Source organism: Candidimonas sp. SYP-B2681, from assembly GCF_003971065.1.
GTDB lineage: Bacteria > Pseudomonadota > Gammaproteobacteria > Burkholderiales > Burkholderiaceae_B > Pollutimonas.
This window is the reverse complement of the sequence record NZ_RYDV01000009.1, coordinates 96412-119081: the sequence shown is the minus strand read 5'-3', so window position 1 is coordinate 119081 and position 22670 is coordinate 96412. Positions and strand designations below refer to the sequence as shown.

Here is a 22670-nt window from a genome sequence, read left to right as displayed (position 1 = left end):
CCCCCCTATTTTGGATAGCTGTGCAAACCTTAAACCAGTTGAAGAGCCCGCATAAGATCAACAAGCCCATGCCCCTCGAAGTATCGTTCACGACCTAAAGGCGTGGCGCTATCAAGAAAAATTCGTTTCACCTCAAGTGGCTTACCGATAAACTCGCGCCGCACGGACAAAAATGCGGCGATCGCGCCAGAGACATGCGGGGCCGCCATGCTGGTGCCGCTATCGTCAACGTAATACGCCACGTTCCCGTTGATATCCCTTTTGCTGTCGACGAGCGCTTGAGCCAGTTTTTCACCTGCCGCACACGAGGTGATACGCTCCCCGGGCGCAACCAGGTCTGGCTTTAAGCGGCCATCGCCAGTCGGGCCTTTTGATGAGAAATACGATACGCCATACGTATGCGGCGAGTCGCGATGTGTCGAGCCCACAGTAATGGCTTGAGACGCATTCCCGGGGTCGTTGATGCTATTGGAAATGCCCAGGCTCGTCGTGTGTATCCCAACGGCAACCGTGCCGAAACCCGTATTGCCTGCCGCAACAACCACGACAACACCTTCTTGCACCAATCTATCAACAGCTACGCATAACGGGCTTTGCCCGGCGGCGAACATTTCGGGATCGAACTCGTACCCTACGCTTAAATTGACACCATGCACGCGCATGAGCTTTGGATTGTCATTTATTTTTTCACGTAGGTATTCAAGAGCCTGGATCACATCACTGGAACGGCCTTTTCCAAGTCGGTCCAAAACCCGCAAACTAATAATCTTGCATTTTGGAGCGACGCCCCGCGGTTTAGTGTTCGACAACGAACGCTCACCAAAGCTTTGCGACGCCTTGCCTCCCTCGGCATCCATCGTGTATTGGCGCTCGAGTGCACAAATGTCGATGCCGCCGCCGGGCGCCTCGCCAGCGATAATGCCCGCAACATGTGTACCATGCCCATAATGGTCGCTTAACGCCCACTTCCTGTGTTCGTCCATCAGTTTGTCGCGCTGATCGGCAGTCAAGGCGGGATCCCAATCCGGGCTCGCCAATACGCCTTTATCCAGGAAGCTGCCTTTGACTTCTTCGTGGATGCTGCTAAAACTGCGATGCAGATCGGCCACCTCTTTGGACAATAGCGCATGATTTTGACGATCCGGACCGCGATCGCCTCTGCCAAAATGCGGATGGCTGGCATCGACGCCGGAATCAATGACCGCCCAGGTTATTTGTTCGCCAGTCGCAGCAAATGACCTAAGGGCGGCATCCCCTTTAATTGTCGCAACGGATCTATCTGTGTTGGCTTTTACCGGAAAATCAGGCCATATTCTGTAGATCGCGCGCTCGGACATTGGCTTCTGCTCGTCGAGCCCGACAATGCGGCGCCACTCCTGCTCTTTGAAATCGCATCGAAAATAGGACTTGGCAATCTGAAGCGGCACCCGATTCCGAACGCCAGGTGAATTGGCCTTCGTCCTAGGTTTGCCCGGCCTTTCGTCGGGGCGAACAACGCGATCGTAGAGACCAATAAAATCATGGGCGGCTCCCGCCAAGCCCAAGGCGTGCTGTACATTTAACTCAATAATATATGAGCCGGTTTCGTCTGGGCTATCAAGGTCGGGTAGATTCCATTGAGCCCTTTTTATCGGATCATCGAGCTGGCGCGGCGCCGTAGTACGCGCTATCCGGTCGCCAATTCCATCGTCTGCCTGGAAAGCTTCCAATTTCTTCTTGGGTGGACGTCTTTTTGATTTCTTTTCAGTAACCATTACGACTCCTTGTTGAAGAAAAGGCGCCATTGCATTGGACCGCGTGTGCCCCGCCCAAATCTCTGCATATCAGCATAAATCCACTCGGCGATGTTACGCAACGTCAATTCGCCGCAGTGCTGAAAGCGGCTGGCCTGCGAGTGTTACCATCGTCGATAGCGGCCCCAAGCTCCTTTCAGGCCGGGCGGCCTGCGGCACCAGGTCCGGTTGTCAAGGTGTGAGGTCCACCCTTGGCAAACAGGATTCCCGCATTAATACGAGGAGAAATCTATGAAGATTGTTGTAACGAGTGTGCTCGTTGACGACCAGGCGAAAGCATTGGCCTTTTACCGGGACGTATTGGGCTTTGAAGTAAAGCATGACATTCCTATGGGCGAGCATCGGTGGATCACTCTGACTTCGCCTGGCGATCCCGATGGCGTTGAGTTGCTGCTAGAACCTGACGGTCATCCTGCTGTGAAACCGTTCAAGTCTGCGCTGAAGCAAGACGGAATTCCGTATACGTCCTTCGGCGTCGAAGATGTGCAAGCCGAATATGCCCGGCTTTGCGATGCTGGTGTTTACTTTACTCAGGCACCGATTGCCATGGGTTCGATCACCACGGCAATTTTCGACGACACCTGCGGGAATCTCATTCAGATCGCCCGGCAAAACTGAATTGTCGCGCGTACGGCAAGGCACTGACGGAGCCATCGTTCCTTACGAGCCCTGGCTTCGATCTTTAGGAGACGAACCGTCCACCCTTGCCGAATTTCCTGCTAGCGCTTGAAGGTTCCAGCGTTAACCAGACGGTCGGAGGCGTTGCCGACCCATACCGTATAGATGCCTGGCGGGATTACGAATGCCCTTCGCGACGCATCCCACACGCTCAGCGGATGGTGGCTGGCGGCTGGATCGATATTGATGCTTACGCGTTCGCTGGCGCCGGGCTCGAGCACGACCTTGCTGAAGCCGACAAGCCGCTTCGGTGGCTGCGGCAGGCCCGAGCCTGAAGGCACAGACAGGTAGACCTGTATCACCTCCGCGCCTGCACGGTCACCGGTATTGCGCACTGTCGCCTCGACGCGATAGGCAGCGTTTTGGCTAGTAGGCGCATGCAGCCGCGGCGCCTGGATCGCAAACGTGGTGTACGACAGGCCATGGCCAAAAGCGAACGCGGCCTGCTTTTTATTGGCGTCGTACCAGCGGTAGCCGATTTGCAGCCGTTCGCTGTAGTCGACATGGGGAATGCCTTTGCCGTCCATCACGCCGGGGTACTGGCTGGCGGAGATGGTCTCCATGAAACCCTGCCCCTCGATGGGAAACGTCACGGGCAATTTGCCCGAGGGGTTGTGGATGCCCAGCAGCAGATCGGCCACGATGTTGCCGTCCTCTTGTCCTGGGAACCAGACCTCGAGCATCGCTGGTCCGCGCGCGCCAAGCCAGCGTGCCGGTAAGGGAACGCCGGCATTGTCCTTGAGCACCAGTGCTGTCTTGACATGCATCGGGCGCGTGGTCGCAGATCTCGTTCCCAACAAGCGGTCGATCATCGCGATGCTGCGGCTGTCGCGGCCCGCATTGTCCCCGCCGTTATATGAAATCGCCTTGGGTATTGGCGCATACCAATCCAGGGAATCGCCTCGTGCGGTAAGCGTTGCGCCCGTCTTGTCACCGAAGCTGGCGCGGTCGGCGCCTTCTTCGGCGACGGTGCCAGCCATGATCACGACCGCGTCTGCGCTGGCCGCCGCCTTCAGCACATCGTCGAAACGGGCGGCTTTGCCATCAAGTGTGGCGCCGCGATTGGCGTCGTCCACCAATGCGAGTTGCACTTGAACCGATGCATTGCCGGACCGGGAAAAGACATTGCGTAGGCCTTCGACGGGCGTGACGGTGTAAAACGGTACAACATCAGAGCTGCCGCCACCGGCCCCCATCACCTTGCCTACCATTGATCCGCCGGCCACCGCCTGCTGTGCGTAGATCTGGCTCGACTTGCCGACCAGCAGCACCTCTCGCACATCGCGCGCTAAAGGCAGGGCGCCGTTGTTCTGCAGCAGCACTGCAGTCTGGACCCCCATGGCACGCCCCTTCCTGCCGCCGTCCTCGACGTCCAGCGACCGCTGCACGATCGGGCGGTCAAAGACACCGAACTTAAACATCTGCACGTACCGGCGCCGCAACGCGATGTCGATGTCGGCCATCGTTAGCTCACCGGCATCCAACGCGGCGCGCAGCTTGTCCGGCGCGAAAAACTGCGGCAATGGCATTTCGTGGTCGAGTCCAGCGCGCATCGCCTTGGCGGTGCTTTTGGCAGCGAAGAAGTCCGACTGCACGTAGCCCTGGAAGCCCCACTGGCGGCGTAGGATCTCGGTAAGCATCTCCGCGTTTTCGCAGGCAAACGCTCCGTTGAGCGCGTTGTAGGAGCACATGACGGCGCCGGTTTCGCCATCTTTCACCGCCATCTCGAAGGGCAGCAAGTACAGTTCATGCAGCACCTGCGGATGGATGCGCTCGGATACCGACATCCGGTTTACTTCTTGTTCGTTGCCGACGTAATGCTTGGCGACGGCAATGAGGCCCTTGCCCTGCACGGCGCGCGTCTCGGCCACGGACATGACGCCAGCCAGGTACGGGTCTTCGCCCTTGTACTCGAAGTTACGGCCAGCCAGCGGCAGGCGCGCCAGATTCATGCCGGGCGCCTCGAACACGTGCAGCGCCAGACGGCTGCCCTCTTCGCCGATCAGTTCGCCGAAGGCGGTGGCCACCGTCGGGTCGAAAGAGGCGGCTACGGCAATCGATGAAGGGACGGCTGTTGCCTTGGCCGAAGAGGCGTCGAAATAAACTGCTTCATCAACATGCAGGCCATTCAGGTAAACCATCCGGGGGGGCGTGTCGAGTGCGACGCAATCGTTCTGGCCGATACCGACCGGACCGTTAGTGATGCGCAGCGTAGGAATGTGCAAAGCAGGAATGCCCGTGACATGTCGCGCGCCTTTGCATTGGGGCAGTTCGGGAACGATCTCGGGCATTGCGCCGGTCAACTGTTGGGCCTTCTGCTCGAAACTCATGCCCGCAAGCAGCAAGTCGGCACGCTGCTCGGGCGCCAATGACTTTACCATCCACGGCACGGCATCGGGGGAAGTTGACAGTTTGCCATGGGGCACCGGACCGCTCGCGCACCCGGCTAAAGCGATCGCAGCAATGAACACTGCACCAGGAAACGCGCGCTTGCGGCATAGCGGGAAGGATCCCATAAGAGCTCCGGTCCAGGGCTTACGCGTCTGTGAAAGCGGCGCGAAATACGAGTCTAGCACCGGGCGCCGGAGACAAGTCGATATATTTTCTGACGTGCCGTAGGTCGCGCAGGCCGGCCTGGTTAACGCAGTATCTGGATTCGGCACTCAATGAAAATCAACCGAGGACTTGCATCAAAACGTAACAGATCGAGCTTACCCCCTTGAAGATCCCAACATCGTCCTTATAATTAGCACTCGAAGGGGTTGACTGCTAACACCCTGAACAACGCTTATTTTTCATCAATACATATAAAACAGGAGTTCCTTCATGGCACTGCGTCCTTTGCACGATCGCGTGATCGTCAAACGTCTGGACAACGAGCGGACAACCGCCTCGGGTATTGTTATCCCTGAAAGCGCCGCTGAAAAGCCCGATCAAGGTGAAGTCATTGCAGTTGGTCCCGGTAAAAAAACCGATGACGGCAAAGTGGTTCCAGTTGATTTGAAAGCGGGCGACAAGGTTCTATTCGGCAAGTACGCCGGCCAATCCGTCAAGATTGATGGCGAAGAGCTCCTCGTCATTCGCGAAGACGAAATCCTCGCCGTAGTCCTGTAATTACAAACGAATCAAGTAAGGAATTCTACAATGGCTGCTAAGCAAGTTCTATTTGGTGATGACGCACGTGTACGTATCGTCCGTGGCGTTAACACTCTCGCAAATGCTGTTAAGACCACATTGGGCCCCAAGGGTCGCAACGTAGTTCTGGATCGCTCTTTCGGCGCCCCTACCGTCACTAAAGACGGCGTGTCGGTTGCTAAAGAAATCGAACTCAAAGACAAATACGAAAACATCGGCGCACAGTTGGTGAAAGAAGTCGCTTCCAAGACTTCCGACGCTGCTGGCGACGGTACCACTACAGCTACTGTGCTGGCTCAATCCATCGTTGAAGAAGGCCTCAAGTACGTTGCCGCCGGCATCAACCCAATGGACCTGAAGCGCGGTATCGACAAAGCCGTTGCCGTGGCTGTTGAAGAGCTGAAGAAACTGTCGAAGCCTTGCACAACCAGCAAAGAAATCGCCCAAGTTGGCTCGATTTCGGCTAATAGCGATGCTTCGATCGGCGAAATCATTGCCAACGCAATGGACAAGGTCGGCAAAGAAGGCGTTATTACCGTCGAAGACGGCAAATCGCTGGAAAACGAACTTGACGTCGTCGAAGGCATGCAATTCGACCGCGGCTACTTGTCGCCTTATTTCATTAACAACCCTGACAAACAAGTTTCCGTGCTGGAAGACCCGTATGTTCTGATTTTCGACAAGAAAATCACCAACATCCGCGACCTGCTTCCTATTCTGGAACAAGTTGCCAAGTCCAGCCGTCCTCTGTTGATCGTTGCTGAAGACGTCGAAGGCGAAGCGTTGGCTACCCTGGTTGTGAACAACATCCGCGGCATCCTCAAGACTACAGCGGTTAAGGCTCCTGGTTTCGGCGATCGCCGCAAGGCCATGCTCGAAGACATCGCCATCCTGACCGGCGGCGTGGTTATCTCCGAAGAAACCGGCATGTCGCTTGAAAAAGCTACGCTGGCAGAATTGGGTTCGGCAAAACGCATCGAAGTGGCCAAAGAAAACACCACTATCATCGACGGCGCTGGCGACAGCAAATCGATTGAAGCGCGCGTTAAACAAATCCGCACTCAAATCGAAGAAGCCTCTTCCGACTACGATCGCGAAAAACTGCAGGAACGCGTCGCCAAACTGGCAGGCGGTGTTGCGGTGATTCGTGTCGGTGCAGCTACCGAAATCGAAATGAAGGAAAAGAAAGCTCGCGTTGAAGATGCTCTGCATGCAACACGCGCTGCTGTCGAAGAAGGTATCGTTCCTGGCGGCGGCGTAGCACTGATCCGCACACGCGCTGCTGTTGCTTTGGTCAAGGGCGACAACGCCGACCAAGACGCTGGTATCAAGCTGGTTCTGCGTGCTATTGAATCTCCATTGCGCACCATTGTGGCTAACGCTGGCGAAGAGCCAAGCGTGGTTGTCAACAATGTGGCCAACGGTACGGGCAACTACGGTTACAACGCTGCAACTGGCGAGTACGGTGACCTGGTTGAGCAAGGCGTGCTGGATCCTACCAAGGTTACCCGCACTGCGCTGCAAAACGCTGCCTCCGTTGCCAGCCTGTTGCTGACGACTGAAGTCGCTGTTGCCGAAATCGTGGAAGACAAGCCAGCAGGTGGCGGTATGCCCGATATGGGTGGTATGGGCGGTATGGGTGGTATGGGCGGCTTCTAAGCCAGCTTGTTCTACTCTCTGTCGGCCCGGTTCTAGTATCCGGGCCACCCAGAAAAAAGGCCCTCGATTCGTCGAGGGCCTTTTCGTTGCTCTTTTTTGTTGGACTAAATCCGCTTAACTCGGCTGTATGCCAGCCGACTCAATCACTTTTTTCCAGCGGGCCAGCTCTTCGGCCTGGAATTTTTCAAACTGCTCGGGTGTATTTCCCACAATTTCGAACCCGACTCCTAGAAGATTCGACTTTACCGTCGGATCGTTCATGGCTTCGACCACGCCATCGCGAAGCTTGTTCCGCACGTCAGCCGGCAATCCCTTGGGGGCCGCCATGGCTTGCCAGGAATTGACGACAACGTTCTTGACGCCGGCCTCTTCCATGGTCGGTACGTCGGGCAACAGGGGTGATCGCTTCTCGCTGGTTACAGCCAGCGCCTTCATTTTGCCACCGCGAATGTGCCCGATGACCGCGTTTAGATTCTGGAACGAGTAAGCCACTTGCCCGCCCATCAAATCGGCTTGCGCTGGAGCACCGCCTTTGTACGGTACGTTGACCCCTTTGGTGCCCGTTTCCTGCCAGAATAGCTCGGCAGTAAGGTGGTCAGAAGATCCATTGCCCGACGTCGCGAAAGTGACTTGATCGGGATTTTTCTTCATGTACTTGACCAGGTCTGCAACCGAATCCCCACCTTTGGCGGCAGGCCCTGCAACGAGCACGTTAGGCGCCTGCACCGCAACGGTGATCAAGTCGAAGTCTTTGGTGGGATCGTATTGCAAGGTCTTTTGCAAATGCGGGTTCACGACAAAAACCGACAGCGACGATACCAGCAACGTGTAGCCATCGGCTGCTGCGCGCTTTACCTGAGCTGCCCCGATGGCGCCTGTTGCGCCGGGTTTATTTTCGATGGGGAACGGCTGATTGAATTTGGTCGACAGCTTGGCTCCAATAATCCGGGCAATATTGTCAGTGGATCCGCCGGGTGGAAACGGCACCACTATCGTGACGGGGCGTGTAGGATAGTCGGCGGCGTGAGCCAGCCCGCTCGTTGCAAGCAGCAACGCACCGAAAATGTACCGTAGCTTCATGAGGTCTCCTCTCTATTGTTAACGTTAACATTTTCACTTATATTAACTTACCAACTTGAAACCTCAAGTAAAACCAGCCTATGGTTTTCCCTTATGCGAGAACGGCCTTAGCTGCTGTCCCGCTCCATGATCGAAAAACCAATATCAACAATGTGCCGCTCTGAATGCACGCCATCCGCACGAGCAATAATAAACCGCGCCGCCTGCTCGCCAATCGCTTTGCCGTCGATGCGCACGGTTGTCAATGCCGGATACAGGCTTGCCGCAAAGTCCAAGTCGCCAAAGCCGACGACGGACAACTCCTCGGGTACTTTCAGGCCTCGTGCCTGGGCTTCGGTCAACACGCCTAAAGCCAACATATCCGAACTGCAGAAAACACTATCGACATCAGGATGGGCGGTCAATAGTTCGTTCAGGCCGACCCGCCCTATCGCCAAGGTGGTCGGCGCCGGCAAAGCAATGAGGCGCACCGGCCCCATCCCCAACTCAGCGGCGCGGTGAATGAAAGCATCGCTTCGCCGCTGCGCGCGAGCGTCCTCGGCCGCCAGCAAACCCGGACGCTGGCGCCCCCGCTGGTGAAGAAATTCGCACACTTTTGCGCCAACCTGCTCATGTGAAAATCCGACCAGCATATCAATCGGATTGTCGCTCAGATCCCAGGTTTCGACGATGGGGATGCCCGATGCCTTAAGGCGCTTGCAGCCAAGTTGGGAGTGCAACACGCCAGTCAGTACGATGCCGTCGGGACGCCGGCCGATAAGTGCGTTCAACAATGCATCTTCCTGGGAATCGCCGTCGTAGCCGCTCTGGCCTAAGATCAATTGATACCCATGCTCGGTAAGTTTCTGGGTCAACGCCTGTATCGTCTCAGAGAAGATGGGTCCTGAAAGGGTTGGAATAAGGGCCGCCACCAAGCGTGTGCTTTTATTGGCATTGAGACCTTTGGCAAGCAAGTTGGGTACGTAGCCTGTTTCCTCGATCGCCTTGAGTACTCGCGCAAGGGTAGACGCCGAGAGTTGATCCGGGTTATTCAGAGCGCGCGACACGGTGATCGCCGAAACGTCGGCCACACGCGCTACGTCGTGCACAGTCACACTGTTCGTACTTCGATAAGGTCGTGTCATGGGCGCGGGACGCCGCAGCACCCCGATAACGCAAGGATGGCCGCCGGGGCTCTGGGTTGATCGCAAGCGGGCATCTTAGCATGCCGCATCACGGTAAAACCCCAGGTACGCGTTGCTGGCGTGAACCGGCAATTTCGGTTTAACAGGCATAATATCAATCCATGACTCCGAACGACTCTCCGTATAAAAGCAAAGGCGGCTTTGCCCGCGTGTTTAATGCCACACGCTATTCGGCCCAAGGGCTAGCCGCCGCATTCAAGCACGAAGCGGCGTTTCGCCAAGAGCTTCTGCTGGTGGCCTTGCTGCTACCAGTTGCTGTCTGGATCAGTCGCAGCATCGGAGAATTGCTTCTTCTTATCGGCGCCCTGCTTCTGATCCTCGTTATTGAACTATTGAATTCGGCGCTTGAAGCACTCGCCGACACGATCACCGTCGAACATCACCCGATGATAGGTCGAGCCAAGGATCTGGGCAGTGCCGCGGTAATGCTGTCTATCCTATTTTGCGGTCTCGTATGGTTGTGCGTTATTGCCTCGCATATCTGGCAAATGAAACTCTGATACCGTAGTCAACATACAATATTCTGCACGCACTCATGACTTTTATACAAAAACTCGAACACGCCTGGACATCCTCTCACTCGCTGCTGATGGTGGGCCTGGATCCCGACCCGCAGCGCTTTCCGGCAGAACTGCAAGGGCGGCCCGACGCGATATTCGAATTTTGTCGCGCTATTGTCGACGTCACCGCCCAGTATGCTTGCGGAGTCAAACCGCAGATCGCTTACTTTTCGGCGCAGCGGGCTGAAGACCAGCTGGAGGCATTGTGCGAATACATACGCGAATACCATCCCACCCTTCCGATCGTGCTCGATGCCAAGCGTGGCGACATTGGATCTACATCGGAACAATACGCCAGTGAAGCGTACGAACGTTATCAGGCGGACGCCGTAACCGTTAATCCCTATATGGGCTTTGACACGATCGAGCCGTACCTCGCCTGGAACACTAAGGGAGTCATCGTTCTGTGCCGCACCTCAAACAAAGGCGGCTCTGACCTCCAGTTTATCGAGTCCAAAGACAATGTCCCTTTGTACCTTCACGTCGCTGGGTTGGTCGCTGATAAATGGAATACCAATGGTCAGTGCGCGCTAGTGGTAGGCGCGACTTTCCCCGACGAGATCGCCAAAGTACGCGCACGCGTGGGCGATATGCCTTTACTGATCCCGGGCATTGGTGCGCAGGGCGGCGATATAACGTCCACCGTCCAGGCAGGCGCCAATAGTCGCGGAACCGGAATGATGATCAATTCCTCGCGGGCGATTCTTTATGCCAGCGGTGGCGACGACTGGCGTGAAGCGGCGGCGCTTGCTGCGCGCGCGACCCGAGACGCGATTAACGCTGCCCGATAAGTTCGATGGCAGTGCTCAGGGCGAAGGCGACGGCATCGTTGCGTATTTTTCTGCGATCGCCTTCGAATATTTTGGTCATGGCTCGGGTCGTTACCCCTTCCGACGTGCGCTGTGCAAAACCGAAACACACCATGCCGACTGGCTTGCCGGGAGTACCCCCGTCAGGGCCTGCAATCCCGGTGGTTGATATAGCCAAATGCGCGGCCTCGGCAACCGTTAGCACGCCCGAGGCCATTTCCATCGCGGTTTCTTCACTGACGGCACCAAAGCGCTCGAGCGTATCCTCGTTGACCAATAACTGTTCAACCTTGGCCACATTGCTATAGGTGATGAACCCACGGTCGAACCATTGGCTGGAGCCTGGAGTATCTGTCATGGCTGCTGCCAGCAAGCCCCCTGTGCAAGATTCAGCGCAGGCAAACATCCACCCGTGATCAACCAACAGTTTGCCCAGGACCGGCGCATGCATCAGAGAATCGTTACCGCTCATGTGAACACCTCGAGTCTGACCAAAATGGCGATTACCAGCAAGCTGTAGGCCGCTGCCACGATATCGTCCCACATGACACCAAAGCCATTCTTGAAGTGCCGATCGAAAAAATGAATAGGCGGCGGTTTCACGATATCGAAAGCGCGAAATAGGGCAAAGGCAAATAGCTGCGCTACAAAGGAATCAGGGGTAAGCCAAAGCACCAGCCAGAAGGCAACGATTTCGTCCCATACCATTCCGCCGGCATCCGGCCTGCCCATCTCCTTGCCGACATGGTGACATGTCCAGCAGCCGAGCACAAAAGCAGCAGGCAACAGTATGGCAATATAAATGTCCGGCAGACGCTCAACCAGCACAACCCAAAGCAGCCATCCCAGTAACGTGCCCCACGTGCCGGGAGCCGGTCGTATCAGACCGCTGCCAAAACCAAATGAAACGATGCGCGGGAAAGAACGGAAAACCCACGCAGCGGTAGGCGTAAAAGTCGACTGAGCGGAATGATCGGTATCAGTAGCCGGCATACAAGGATTGCATAAACGCTAGAAAGTTTCAGGAAAAATGGTCAAAACCACCATTGCCAACCGTTATAAGGGCTCCATCCGAAGCGCGCACGCGCAGACCTGGTTCGGCCACAATCTGGCCGACCCGTGCAAGCTGCACCGAGGCACGACCCGCTAATGCCATTATGCGCTGGCGGTCGGCCGCCGAGGCCGTAAAACAAAGCTGGTACACATCGCCTCCTGTGAGGACGGCGTCCTGTATCAACCGCGCATCCAAACCCAGCAGGGCCGGCGCAATCGGCAAGGCCTCGTAATTAATTTCGGCGCCACAGCGGCTTGCTTTCAGGATATGGCCAAGGTCCTGCACCAGACCATCCGAGATATCAAGGCCAGCGTGCGCGACACCTGCCAAATACTCACCGAAAGTCCAGGGGGGCAAAGGCTTTTCCAGTGCGCTACGAGTGTTAGCGAGCAAAGATGGGTTCGCGGGCAATTTTCCTTGCAGAAGCCGCAATGCAATGTCAGCAGCTCCCAACGTGCCGGTGATCCAGATATCGTCGCCAACCATCGCCGCGGAACGGCGCAAAGCCTCCTGCGGCCTGACCTGCCCCATTACCGTGACACTGATAACGGTCCCTGTCACACTGCGTGTCGTATCGCCCCCTATCAGCGGACACGCCGATTGGTCTGCCAGGGCGTAGAAGCCCTCGGCAAACGCAGCAAGCCAATGATGATCGACAGCAGGCAGGGACAGGCTTAGCAGGCAGGCGACCGGTTGAGCCCCCATGGCGGCCAAATCGGACAAATTAACTGCAAGGGATTTATGACCAAGGGCAGCCGGGTCTACATCGGCAAAAAAATGCCGACCCTCTATCAGAAGGTCGGTACTAGTGGCCAAGTGATATCCGGGCTTCACAGGAAACAGGGCACAGTCGTCACCCACTCCCAGGAAACCGGGCGGCGCCGGGCGCGAAAAATAGCGCGCGATAAGGTCGAATTCGATATTCAAAAGCCTCTCGCAGCGCGCTTAACGACGCGCAGCCGCCTGTACCTCGTGAGGTCGTACATCGGCGGCCATTTTATCGAGCACGCCATTGACGAACTTAAAACCATCAGTGCCGCCGAACGACTTGGCCAATTCCACGGCCTCGTTAATGGCAACTTTATAGGGCACCTCGGTGTGGTGCACAAGTTCGAAGCTTCCGATCAGCAAGATACCGTGCTCGATGGGGGAAAGCTCGTTAAGCGGACGATCGACATAGGGCATGAAGCTTTCCCGCAATGACGGGGCCTCGCGAAGGACCCCATGCAGCAAGGTCTTGAACCATACTGCATCGGCTTCGTGGAATTCTTCGTCGTCTCGGATATGGGCATCGATTGCGCCCGCTTCCTGCAAGCCGTCGTCGCCGCGAATTAACCATGAGTAAACGCCCTGCAGGGCGAACTCACGCGCACGCCGGCGTGCGCTGCGAGCGTTGACTCGGGAAGGAGCGCCCGCAGGGGCGCCCGGCGTTTTATTTGTTGTCAAAATCTTCGTCCTCGTCCTCATCTTCGTCGTCTTCGTCTTCGTCCTCGAAATCTTCATCGTCTTCGGTTTCGGGCTCGAGAGCGGCGACCAGATTGGCCATTTCTACAGCACTGCGTGCGCAATCACGACCCTTTTCGGTAGCGCGCGCCTGTGCCTGTTCGTCGGTGTCGGTCGTCAGGACGCCATTGGCGACCGGAATACCGGTTTCCAGCGCTACGCGGCTGATGGCGGATGCGCTTTCATTGCTGACGATCTCGAAGTGATACGTATCGCCACGGATGACTGCACCCAAGGCGATCAGTGCATCGAACTCGAAGGTTTCAGCCATTTGAGCTAAAGCAACGCCCAGTTCCAATGCCCCCGGGACCGAGACCAGCATGACATCACGCTCGTCAACGCCCAATTCGGCCAACTCGGCCAGGCAGGATTCCAGCTCGGCTTGCCCGATTGGCTCGTTGAAACGAGCCCGCACAATGCCTATATGCAAACCTTCCCCGTTTAGATCGGGAGACAAAGTATATGGGTTCATAGTCAGTAATTCCTGTTATGGGGTGGAAAGAGGTTCAGTATCGTAACCCGTTATGGTCAGGGAAAACCCTGTCATGCTTGGCATTTTTCGTGGACGCGCCAATAAACGCGCCCGCCCTACGTTCAGGTCGCGCATAATCTGCGCGCCGATGCCGTAAGTAAGGAGCCCATATCGGCTTTCCCGATCGGCGGCTTGTGCGCCTTGGCCAGGCGGCTGATTCCAGGACTCGAACTGATTGAACAGCAAATCGGAAGACCCCTGACAGTTCAACATCACAAGCACTCCGGAAGGCGCCGCCGTGATCGCTTTCAGGGCATCGGAGACGCTCCAGCTGTGCGTCGTAGCCCCGGTGAACAATACATCGAGCATCGTCGTAGGCTCGTGGACGCGCACCAGCGTTTCGGTGTCGGGCGTAATGGTGCCGTGAACCAACGCCATGTGCGGCGCTCCGGATGACAAGTCGCGATACGCCACCGCCTGGAATTCACCCCAGGGCGTTTGCATCGAACGACTGGCTAGCCGTTCGATCATGGATTCGTGCTCGCTACGGTATTGGATCAGGTCGGCGATGGTGCCGATCTTCAATCCGTGTTCGCGCGCGAAGATCTTCAGGTCGGGCAAGCGTGCCATCGTGCCATCGGGCTTGAGGATTTCACAGATGACGGCGGCCGGCGTCAGGCCGGCCAATGCAGTCAAGTCGCAGCCCGCTTCGGTATGCCCAGCGCGTACCAGCACACCCCCACGCACCGCTTGAACTGGAAAGATATGGCCGGGTTGCACGAGATCGGCAGGCTTCGCGTCGCGCGCTACTGCCGCCTGTATGGTGCGGGCGCGGTCAGCTGCCGAAATACCGGTGTCGACGCCCTCGGCCGCTTCGATGGACATCGTGAAATTGGTACCGAAGCGAGTGCCGTTGCGGCTGGCCATTAACGGCAGGTCAAGCAGACGACAGCGCTCTTCGGTAAGGGTCAGGCACACCAGTCCGCGCGCGTGAGTGACCATGAAATTGATGGCTTCCGGGGTGACGTATTCGGCAGCCATGACCAGATCGCCTTCATTTTCGCGATCTTCTTCGTCGACCAAGATAACCAACCGCCCGGCACGCAATTCAGCGACAATTTCGGTAACGGAAGAGATATCGGAAGATAGTGTTGGGTCGGAATCTACCGCGTGTGGCTTGCTCATGACTATAGGCTCAGTAAAAAGTTGAATCATTTTAACGCCTTCGCGAACTTGACCGTTTAAACACGGGTAACATCCTTCGAAAACATAACATGACTATCAATGCGCGAACAGAAAACAATGGCCAAACCTGAGAATGATGGGCGACGCAGCATCCAATCAGTAGAAACCGGATTCCCCTTGCTGGCGGCATTGGTCGATTCAGGCAAGTCAATGACTTTGCGCGACCTCGCTTCGAGCGCCGGCATGACTTCCGCCAAGGCACATCCTTACCTGGTCAGTTTCACCCGGGTCGGACTGGTTCAACAAGACGCCAGCACCGGGCAATACGAACTTGGCCCCTTCGCCCTGCAGATGGGACTCGTCAGCCTGCAAAGGCTGGATCCGGTCCGGGTTGCGATGCCCGAAGTCAATCAATTGGCAAGCCAGATCGGACATACCCTGGCCATTGCCGTATTGGGCTCACATGGCCCGACCATGATTCACATCTCAGAAGCCAGCTACCCCATACACGTCAATATGCGCAAAGGCACGGTCATGTCGATGCTGCATACTGCCACCGGCCACGTATTTGCGGCGTGGCTGCCGCCCAAAATCGCGCAGCACTATATAGAACGCGAAGCCGGCGATACGGCTGTCGTGACGAGTATCAGTCCTTTGCGGCCCAGCGCACAAGCATTGGCTGCGCAGCTGGATAAAGTCCGACAAGCAGGCATCGCTCAGGCGTTAGGCAACCCCCTGCCGGGAATCGATGCCCTCTCGGTCCCCGTCTTCGATCATTCCGGCAATATCGTCCTTGCCCTGACCAGCCTGGGGCCGGCCACGCTTTTTGATGCCAGTCCGCGGGGTACCATCGCCCATGCGCTAAAAAGCTGCGCCTCGGCCATCTCGGAAAAACTCGGGTATCGGTCCGACCGATAAACCGCTAAACTCCGCCAGCAAGTTACGTTTTTCCAGACCATGTCCAATCATGGCTCTTGCATAAATCAATAATTACCGTAATACGGGAGACAAAATGAAATCATCAAGCGTGCTCTTGGCGAGCGCATTCCTTGCCATTTTAGGTGCCTCATCGGCGACCTATGCACAAGACAGCTGCACCAATCGCGGCGATCTCGACAATATGTATTGCGACGCCAATAACGACCTCGTGGCTGACACCCCTACCGATCCAGCGAAACTAAAAACGCCGTCGACTATCGTATTTACCTACACTCCGGTGGAAGATCCGGCGGTGTACGCAGAAATATTCTCACCGTTCACCAAGCATTTGTCCGAATGCACCAAGCGCAAGGTGGTTTTTTATCAGGTACAAAGCAACGCCGCAGAAATCGAAGCAATGCGATCGAACCGGCTGCATGTAGGGGGTTTCTCCACCGGGCCCACCAACTTCGCCGTTAACCTGGCCGGGGCGGTACCTTTCGCCGTCAAGGGCGACGCCAACGGGTTCCAGGGCTATAACCTGATCCTTATCGTCAAGAAAGACAGCCCCTACAAGTCGATTGCCGACCTAAAAGGAAAAAAGGTTGCCCACACGTCGCCATCATCCAATTCGGGCAACATGGCGCCCATTGCCCTTTTCCCCAAAGAGGGACTGGTTCCCGGCAAAGACTACGACTTCCTTTACTCCGGAAAACATGATCAGTCCGTCATGGGCGTGAACTCGGGCGATTACGACGCTGCGGCAGTCGCCTCCGACGTGTTTTACCGCATGGCGGAACGGGGGCAAGTCAAAAAAGACGATTTCCGCGTTCTTTACACCAGCGAGAAGTTCCCTACGTCCTCGTTCGCCTACGCCTACGACCTCGAACCCACGTTTCGCGACAATATGCTGAAGTGCTTTTACGACTACCGGTTCCCGGCAGCAATGAAAGAAGCCTTTAACGGCGCCGATCGCTTCTATCCGGTTACTTACGAGAAAGACTGGGCGATTGTGCGCGATGTCGCCAAGGCGGGCGGCGAAAGCTTTACTCGCTCCGCGTACGACAAAGCCAGTAAAAAGGCGAATTGATCCGCCATGGGTGCATCTCTGCATATAAAAAATCTCGTAAAAGAGTACAAGGCGAGTCAACCCGTTCTGAAGGGCATTAATCTCGACCTCACCGATGAAGGCCTCACAGCCATCATCGGGCCTTCCGGAACGGGCAAAAGCACCCTGTTGCGATGCATTAACAGGCTGATCGAACCCACCTCGGGCAAGATCCTGCTCGAGGACGCAGGCGTATCGACCGACCTTGCCAATGTACGCGGCTCGGCGCTCCGGCAGGCACGCCGCCGTATTGGCATGGTTTTCCAGGAATACAACTTGGTGGAACGGTTGACCGTAATGGAAAACTTGCTGACAGGCCGGCTGGGGTACACCTCCGCGTTCAATGCATGGCGGCGCCACTTCGAACCCCGCGACATTCAGTATGCCTTCGAGCTACTGAAAACCGTGGGGCTCGGGGGCTTTGCCGATCAACGCGCCGACGCGCTCTCAGGTGGACAGCGCCAAAGGGTGGGCATTGCCCGGGCACTCATGCAGCGGCCTCAATTACTGCTCGCCGACGAGCCGACCTCTTCCCTCGATCCCAAAACGTCCGTCGAAATCATGGAACTGCTTATCGAGCAAGGCCATGCCTTTCATATCCCGGTCATCGTGAATATCCACGACGTCGAACTGGCCAGGCGATACGCTACGCGGATCATCGGCATGTCAGACGGCAGGGTCGTCTTCGATGGTCATTCAGACGCCCTAAGCACAGGCGTCCTGAAACAGATTTACGGAGGAGAATCGTGGCTGGAATAATTACCGCGAATCCGGCCGGTTCGGCCAAGCCTTTCGCCCTATCAGCCCGTGCGAAACTGGGTATTATTGTGGTTGTGGCCTACGCCATTTTTGCCGCGACACAACTCGGCTTCTCGTGGGACAGGTTTGAAGCCGGGCTCGGGCATGGCGCAAAATTCCTTTCACGCATGTTCCCGCCCAACATCGAACGCGGCGCCATGCTGTGGAAAGGCATCGCCGAAAGTCTGGAGATCGCCGTACTGGCCACCACCCTGGGAATCGCGTGCGCGCTGCCGCTCAGCCTATTGGGTGCACGCAACATGATGCCTGCATGGGTCAGTTGGCCCGCCCGCGCGATCATCTCTTTGTGCCGGGCGCTGCATCCGGTGATCGTAGCCATCATTTTCGTAAAAGCCGTAGGATTCGGTGCCTTGGCAGGGGTCTTGGCACTAACCGTTGCGTCCATCGGATTCATCGGCAAGCTGTTTACCGAAACCATCGAAGAGATATCACTAAAGCAGGTCGAAGCCGTGCGGGCAACTGGGGCGTCGTTTGCCAACGTTATTATTTTTTCCGTCATGCCCCAGGTCTTCGCCCGCTTCGTCGGTTTTTCAACGTATCAGCTCGATTCCAATCTGCGCAACTCGACCATGGTCGGCATCGTAGGGGCTGGCGGTGTCGGCGGCACGCTGTTTTCCGCATTCCAACGCTTCGATTACGATTTTGTCTGCTCTATTCTTATCGCGATCATTGCCATCATCATGCTAGGCGAACTGCTGGCTGGCGTCGTGCGCTCCATTTTGCTTGATAACGTGTCTCCTGCAGCGCTGTTTCGGCCGAAGGCATACGCAGCCAGGCCGCTGCGGCCCGTCGAGGACGACGCATGAACCAGTCCAGCATTCTGCCAGGTCATGCGGGTAAGACGTGGGTCAGGTACACGCCTGGACAGCGCCTGCTTCGCTTTGCCTTGTACTTTTTGTTCGTTTTGGCCATTGTCCAGTCGGCGCGTACGATCGATGTTATTCCAGAGTTCCTGTACGACGCTCCGGCGCAAATGGCCGACCTGCTAAACCGTATGTGGCCGGTTTCATGGCAAAGTTTCCAGGGTTCTATTCAACGAGCACTGATAGAAACCCTGCATATGGCTACGCTTGGTACGATTCTAGCTGTCATCATGGCAATCCCCATAGGGCTGCTTGCGTCCGGAAAACTTACGAAGAATAAGTTCATCAACTTCCTGGCACGATTAATTCTGGTGTCCAGCCGGTCCATCAATTCGCTTGTCTGGGCATTACTTTTTATCGCTATTTTCGGGCCCGGCCCGCTTGCCGGCACCATTGCAATCGCCTTTCGATCCATTGGCTTCATCGGCAAGCTGCTGGGCGAGGCGCTTGACGATGCGCAACCCGGTCCAATCGAAGCCATCATGGCCACCGGCGCCAGTACCGGCTCATTGATCGGCTATGCCTATTGGCCCCAGATCCGACCGGCGTTCTGGTCAATTGTGCTACTTCGATGGGACATCAACGTTCGCGAATCCGCCGTGCTGGGACTGGTCGGCGCAGGCGGAATCGGCATGGCCCTGAACAGCGCCATGGACTTGTTCCAGTGGGATAAGGTAGCCTTGATACTTATTTTGATTTTCGGCATTGTCATATTGGCTGAAATCATCATCACACGAGCGCGAAAGACATTGCTTTAGTAATGGAATATATACCGGTTCCACGGCTGACGATTGCGCCGCCGATCGTCAGCAATGGTTTCAATAACCCACCGGTGTCACAAAACAATCAAATTATTATGGAAATAAAACGGTAAGATCGGCCCATACACAGCAAAGGGTCAATATGCTAGAACGCGAACTTAAATTCCACGTACCGCTTCATAAGCGCGCGGCACTGGAAAAAGAACTGCGCCAATGGCATGCCACGCACGTTCCCTTGCATGCATGCTATTTCGATACTGAAGATCACGAACTTGCGACGGCCAAAATTGCGCTGCGCGTGCGTAAAGAAGGTGATCATTGGATCCAGACGCTAAAAAGCCCAGGTCCCGATGAACTCTCCCGTAACGAGATCAATCATCCACGTCCTGATCGCACGCTTGATCTAAGCCTGTACGAAGGGACCTCTGTTGAAAAAACGCTGACCAAACTGCAAGCGCCGCTGACGCTGCGCTATGAAACCGTGGTCGACCGCCTGGTACTGATCAGGAAAACCAAAACCTCTACGATCGAATTTGCTTACGACCAAGGCATCATTAAAGCGGGTGAGCTAGAACTTCCTATATGTGAGCTTGAGCTGGAATTGATGGCTGGCGGTACCGACCCGCTATTCGAGGAGGCCGAACAATGGCTCAGAAAATTCGGGCTGATACTCGATCTGCGCAGTAAAGCCGAGCGTGGTGATGCGCTTGCACGTGTGGCATCGTCAATCGACGCTACGGCGCCCCGGGTTCAATCGCTTTCCAGCGCTGTGCAATTCGCGCCACTATGCAAGCCGCGCCGCGCGGGCACGATCACGCTGGAGCCCGAACTGTCCATGCCAGCAGCCTATCGCCTATGCGCCAACGACTGTATGAATCAAATCATCCGCAATGCCACGTTTCTGGCTGGCGTGGATGCGTCCGATACAGCCGAAATCACGCGAGTTGAGTACGTCCACCAACTACGAGTAGGTATCCGTCGAATTCGATCGTGCTGGAGGTTCTTCAAAAAATGGGTAGACATCAATGAAGCGGAACTAGGGGCGGAACTACACCGCCATTTTCTGGTATTGGGGCAGGCGCGCGATGCCGATGTCGTCGAACTGGTTGTGACGCCTCGCTTGATAGCAGCGGGAATGCCTGCCTTGACCTTGCCGACTCACGACCTTATCGACCACACCCAAGCTCTTGCCGCCAGCGCCGATTTTCAAGCCATATTGCTGACTTTACTCAATCACCTTTTGGTGGTGGATGCCCCTGGCGGACTCCAGGAAAGCGTCGAGAGCCGTCTTCCGGTAGACCAGAAGATTCAAGACAAGGGCGAGACTGCAAAGCCCTCCCAAACAGAGTCAGGTAAAAAGCTAGGCAAAGAATTCAGCAAACGACTGAATAAACGGCTCGACGCCTTATGCCAACAAGGGATTCACTTTGTGCACCTGCCAATAGAAGGGCAGCATCGCTTGCGAAAACGAGTAAAGGGATTGCGCTACAGCATGGAATTCGCTGCAAGCCTGTTGTCGAATAAAAGCTTCAGTGCTTTGCGCGACACGCTTACCGACGCGCAGCACACAATGGGCGACCTGAACGACCTTTATATGGCAGAAGACTACTACCTGCGCCTTGCCGAATCTCAAACACAAGCGTTGTTCGCTGTGGGCTGGCTGCGCGCCATGCAGGAACAGAAAAAAGCCGAAGCCGAGGAAAAATTTATCCGTTTGTCGAAGGCGGGCCACTTCAAGAAAGCGTGATTTCGGCCGCCATAGTGCACAGTACCCATAACAGCGGCCCTTTACGTGACACCCAGCCAACCACCTAGTCGCCTATTAGCGCGGTTGCAAACTCACGTGCCACGAAGGGCTGCAGATCATTCAAACCTTCGCCTACGCCGATCCAATACACGGGCACCGGCCGCACGCCTTGACTACCGGCAGCTACTGCAGCCAGGGTACCGCCCTTTGCGGTGCCATCAAGCTTGGTTACGACCAAACCCGTAAGAGTGATTGCTGCATCGAACGCACGAATTTGAGCGATCGCATTCTGACCGGTATTACCATCGATAACCAGCAGAACCTCATGCGGCGCTGCTCCGTCCGCTTTGCCGATCACGCGTTTGATCTTTTTAAGCTCTTCCATCAAATGTAACTGAGTCGGTAAGCGTCCGGCCGTATCCACCATGACGACATTCGCTTCGCGCGCACGCCCGGCGTTCACAGCGTCGAAGGCCACGGCGGCAGGATCCCCGCCATCTTGCGCGATCACCGACACATTATTACGCGCGCCCCACTCCATCAACTGCTCACGTGCCGCCGCGCGAAAAGTATCGCCCGCCGCTAGCAATACCTTGGCACCTTGCGCCTGAAACGCATAGGCGAGCTTACCAATCGAGGTGGTCTTGCCTGCCCCGTTCACACCGGCAATCATGATGACCAGCGGCGAAGCCTTACCCAACGGAAAACTCTTCTCGAGGGGTGCCAGATGGTCAGCCAGAATATCGCGCAGCGCGGCCTTGACTTGCGCACCATCGGCAAGACGTTCTTTTCGCACCCGAGCTCGCAAGGCTGTTAATAGCTTTTCGGTGGCTTCGATGCCGGCGTCGGCCATAATAAGAGCAGTTTCCAGGTCTTCGAAAAGGGCTTCATCGACTTTGACGCCGACGAACAAACCGCCAATGCTCTGCCCAGTGCGCGATAGCCCCTTTTTCAGGCGTGTCAGCCATGAAGCTTTTTCTGTACCGGCAGGCGACGCAACGACAGGCTCGGCCTCCGCGTGCGTATGATCTGCTTGCGGTGCCTCAAAAGCTTCCGGCGCCCGTTCCGACACCGGTGATTCGAAATCCGGAATGTCGGCCACGACGTCTGGCAAGGGTTCGGTCGCCGCTAAACCGTCCACTGCATCTATGGTGGTAACAACAGCGTCCTTGTGATCGGCGGGAGTTGACGGCGCATGCTCGGCAGACTGTTGCGGCGCGGGCTCCGCATCGATCGCCTCTGCCCCGTGCTCGGTTGGCGCGGCATCAAGCTGCTCGTTGCTTTCGGCAGGTGAAGATTTCTTTCGTTTAAAAAAGCTGAACATACGTTTTACACTACCCGA

22 protein-coding genes are annotated in these 22670 nt (G+C 56.2%); 11 read left to right on the top strand and 11 right to left on the bottom strand.

The annotated features are described in order from the left end of the window. Nucleotides 1-29: 29 nt before the first annotated feature. Nucleotides 30-1754 carry a S8 family peptidase gene (locus EKL30_RS17310; protein ID WP_126708495.1) on the bottom strand — a complete coding sequence of 575 codons (1725 nt, stop codon included), beginning with the start codon at nucleotides 1752-1754 and terminating at the stop codon, nucleotides 30-32. Between the two features lie 270 nt (nucleotides 1755-2024). Between EKL30_RS17310 and EKL30_RS17305 the strand changes: the two genes are divergently transcribed. Then, on the top strand, nucleotides 2025-2411 hold the full coding sequence (locus EKL30_RS17305) for a VOC family protein (RefSeq protein WP_126708494.1): 387 nt from the start codon (nucleotides 2025-2027) through the stop codon (nucleotides 2409-2411). Between the two features lie 101 nt (nucleotides 2412-2512). On the opposite strand, the gene EKL30_RS17300 is transcribed toward EKL30_RS17305, so the two are convergent. Then, the gene (locus EKL30_RS17300) at nucleotides 2513-4987 is read right to left on the bottom strand and encodes a beta-glucosidase (protein ID WP_126708493.1); all 2475 of its coding nucleotides are present in this window, start codon (nucleotides 4985-4987) and stop codon (nucleotides 2513-2515) included. Nucleotides 4988-5297: 310 nt separating this feature from the next. Here EKL30_RS17300 and EKL30_RS17295 point away from each other — a divergent pair, with 310 nt between their 5' ends. Together EKL30_RS17295 and groL are read left to right on the top strand one after the other, a co-directional pair. Then, a complete protein-coding gene (locus EKL30_RS17295) occupies nucleotides 5298-5585 on the top strand; it encodes a co-chaperone GroES (protein ID WP_126708492.1) in 288 nt (95 codons plus the stop codon). Between the two features lie 30 nt (nucleotides 5586-5615). Beyond that, nucleotides 5616-7265, top strand: coding sequence for a chaperonin GroEL (groL, locus tag EKL30_RS17290; RefSeq protein ID WP_126708491.1), 1650 nt, complete (start codon nucleotides 5616-5618; stop codon nucleotides 7263-7265). Between the two features lie 114 nt (nucleotides 7266-7379). Here groL and EKL30_RS17285 read toward each other — a convergent pair whose 3' ends face one another. Continuing rightward, complete coding sequence (locus EKL30_RS17285; RefSeq protein WP_126708490.1) at nucleotides 7380-8345, bottom strand: tripartite tricarboxylate transporter substrate binding protein; 966 nt, start codon at nucleotides 8343-8345, stop codon at nucleotides 7380-7382. Between the two features lie 107 nt (nucleotides 8346-8452). Further along, nucleotides 8453-9469, bottom strand: a complete 1017-nt coding sequence (locus tag EKL30_RS17280; RefSeq protein ID WP_126708489.1) for a LacI family DNA-binding transcriptional regulator — start codon at nucleotides 9467-9469, stop codon at nucleotides 8453-8455. A gap of 161 nt (nucleotides 9470-9630) precedes the next feature. Here EKL30_RS17280 and EKL30_RS17275 point away from each other — a divergent pair, with 161 nt between their 5' ends. Both EKL30_RS17275 and pyrF read left to right on the top strand, forming a co-directional pair. Further along, nucleotides 9631-10029: a diacylglycerol kinase gene (locus EKL30_RS17275; protein ID WP_126708488.1), complete on the top strand. Its 399-nt coding sequence runs from the start codon at nucleotides 9631-9633 to the stop codon at nucleotides 10027-10029. 35 nt (nucleotides 10030-10064) lie between these two features. After that, complete coding sequence (gene pyrF / locus EKL30_RS17270; RefSeq protein WP_126708487.1) at nucleotides 10065-10880, top strand: orotidine-5'-phosphate decarboxylase; 816 nt, start codon at nucleotides 10065-10067, stop codon at nucleotides 10878-10880. Here pyrF and EKL30_RS17265 read toward each other — a convergent pair. Genes EKL30_RS17265 through ribBA form a run of 6 tightly spaced genes read right to left on the bottom strand, consistent with a single transcriptional unit; the run spans nucleotide 10864 to nucleotide 15112 of the window. Further along, nucleotides 10864-11370, bottom strand: a complete 507-nt coding sequence (locus tag EKL30_RS17265) for a CinA family protein (protein ID WP_126708486.1) — start codon at nucleotides 11368-11370, stop codon at nucleotides 10864-10866. The two genes, pyrF and EKL30_RS17265, sit on opposite strands and share 17 nt — an antisense overlap. Continuing rightward, nucleotides 11367-11891: a phosphatidylglycerophosphatase A gene (locus tag EKL30_RS17260; protein WP_126708485.1), complete on the bottom strand. Its 525-nt coding sequence runs from the start codon at nucleotides 11889-11891 to the stop codon at nucleotides 11367-11369. The genes EKL30_RS17265 and EKL30_RS17260 overlap by 4 nt, the downstream gene beginning before the upstream one ends. Before the next feature lie 28 nt (nucleotides 11892-11919). Next, nucleotides 11920-12879, bottom strand: coding sequence for a thiamine-phosphate kinase (thiL, locus tag EKL30_RS17255; protein ID WP_126708484.1), 960 nt, complete (start codon nucleotides 12877-12879; stop codon nucleotides 11920-11922). 18 nt (nucleotides 12880-12897) lie between these two features. After that, entirely contained in the window at nucleotides 12898-13398 is a 501-nt protein-coding gene (gene nusB, locus EKL30_RS17250; RefSeq protein ID WP_233583230.1) for a transcription antitermination factor NusB, read from the bottom strand. Beyond that, nucleotides 13385-13927 (bottom strand): 6,7-dimethyl-8-ribityllumazine synthase, encoded by a 543-nt coding sequence (ribH, locus tag EKL30_RS17245; protein WP_126708482.1) that lies wholly within the window; start codon nucleotides 13925-13927, stop codon nucleotides 13385-13387. The genes nusB and ribH overlap by 14 nt, the downstream gene beginning before the upstream one ends. Before the next feature lie 15 nt (nucleotides 13928-13942). Next, complete coding sequence (gene ribBA, locus EKL30_RS17240) at nucleotides 13943-15112, bottom strand: bifunctional 3,4-dihydroxy-2-butanone-4-phosphate synthase/GTP cyclohydrolase II (protein WP_126708572.1); 1170 nt, start codon at nucleotides 15110-15112, stop codon at nucleotides 13943-13945. A 99-nt stretch (nucleotides 15113-15211) separates the two neighbouring features. Here ribBA and EKL30_RS17235 point away from each other — a divergent pair, with 99 nt between their 5' ends. The 6 genes from EKL30_RS17235 to EKL30_RS17210 all read left to right on the top strand — a co-directional run bounded on the left by EKL30_RS17235 (nucleotide 15212) and on the right by EKL30_RS17210 (nucleotide 21328). Then, nucleotides 15212-16030, top strand: coding sequence for an IclR family transcriptional regulator (locus EKL30_RS17235; RefSeq protein ID WP_126708481.1), 819 nt, complete (start codon nucleotides 15212-15214; stop codon nucleotides 16028-16030). 94 nt (nucleotides 16031-16124) lie between these two features. Further along, entirely contained in the window at nucleotides 16125-17120 is a 996-nt protein-coding gene (phnD, locus tag EKL30_RS17230) for a phosphate/phosphite/phosphonate ABC transporter substrate-binding protein (RefSeq protein ID WP_126708480.1), read from the top strand. 6 nt (nucleotides 17121-17126) lie between these two features. Next, nucleotides 17127-17897 (top strand): phosphonate ABC transporter ATP-binding protein, encoded by a 771-nt coding sequence (gene phnC / locus EKL30_RS17225; protein ID WP_126708479.1) that lies wholly within the window; start codon nucleotides 17127-17129, stop codon nucleotides 17895-17897. After that, the gene (gene phnE / locus EKL30_RS17220; protein ID WP_126708478.1) at nucleotides 17885-18763 is read left to right on the top strand and encodes a phosphonate ABC transporter, permease protein PhnE; all 879 of its coding nucleotides are present in this window, start codon (nucleotides 17885-17887) and stop codon (nucleotides 18761-18763) included. Before phnC ends, phnE (EKL30_RS17220) begins: the two co-directional genes overlap by 13 nt. Beyond that, the gene (phnE, locus tag EKL30_RS17215) at nucleotides 18760-19578 is read left to right on the top strand and encodes a phosphonate ABC transporter, permease protein PhnE (protein ID WP_126708477.1); all 819 of its coding nucleotides are present in this window, start codon (nucleotides 18760-18762) and stop codon (nucleotides 19576-19578) included. Before phnE (EKL30_RS17220) ends, phnE (EKL30_RS17215) begins: the two co-directional genes overlap by 4 nt. Nucleotides 19579-19723: 145 nt before the next feature. Continuing rightward, the gene (locus EKL30_RS17210; RefSeq protein WP_126708476.1) at nucleotides 19724-21328 is read left to right on the top strand and encodes a CYTH and CHAD domain-containing protein; all 1605 of its coding nucleotides are present in this window, start codon (nucleotides 19724-19726) and stop codon (nucleotides 21326-21328) included. A gap of 64 nt (nucleotides 21329-21392) precedes the next feature. Here EKL30_RS17210 and ftsY read toward each other — a convergent pair whose 3' ends face one another. Then, nucleotides 21393-22652: a signal recognition particle-docking protein FtsY gene (gene ftsY, locus EKL30_RS17205; RefSeq protein ID WP_126708475.1), complete on the bottom strand. Its 1260-nt coding sequence runs from the start codon at nucleotides 22650-22652 to the stop codon at nucleotides 21393-21395. Nucleotides 22653-22670 lie beyond the last annotated feature (18 nt).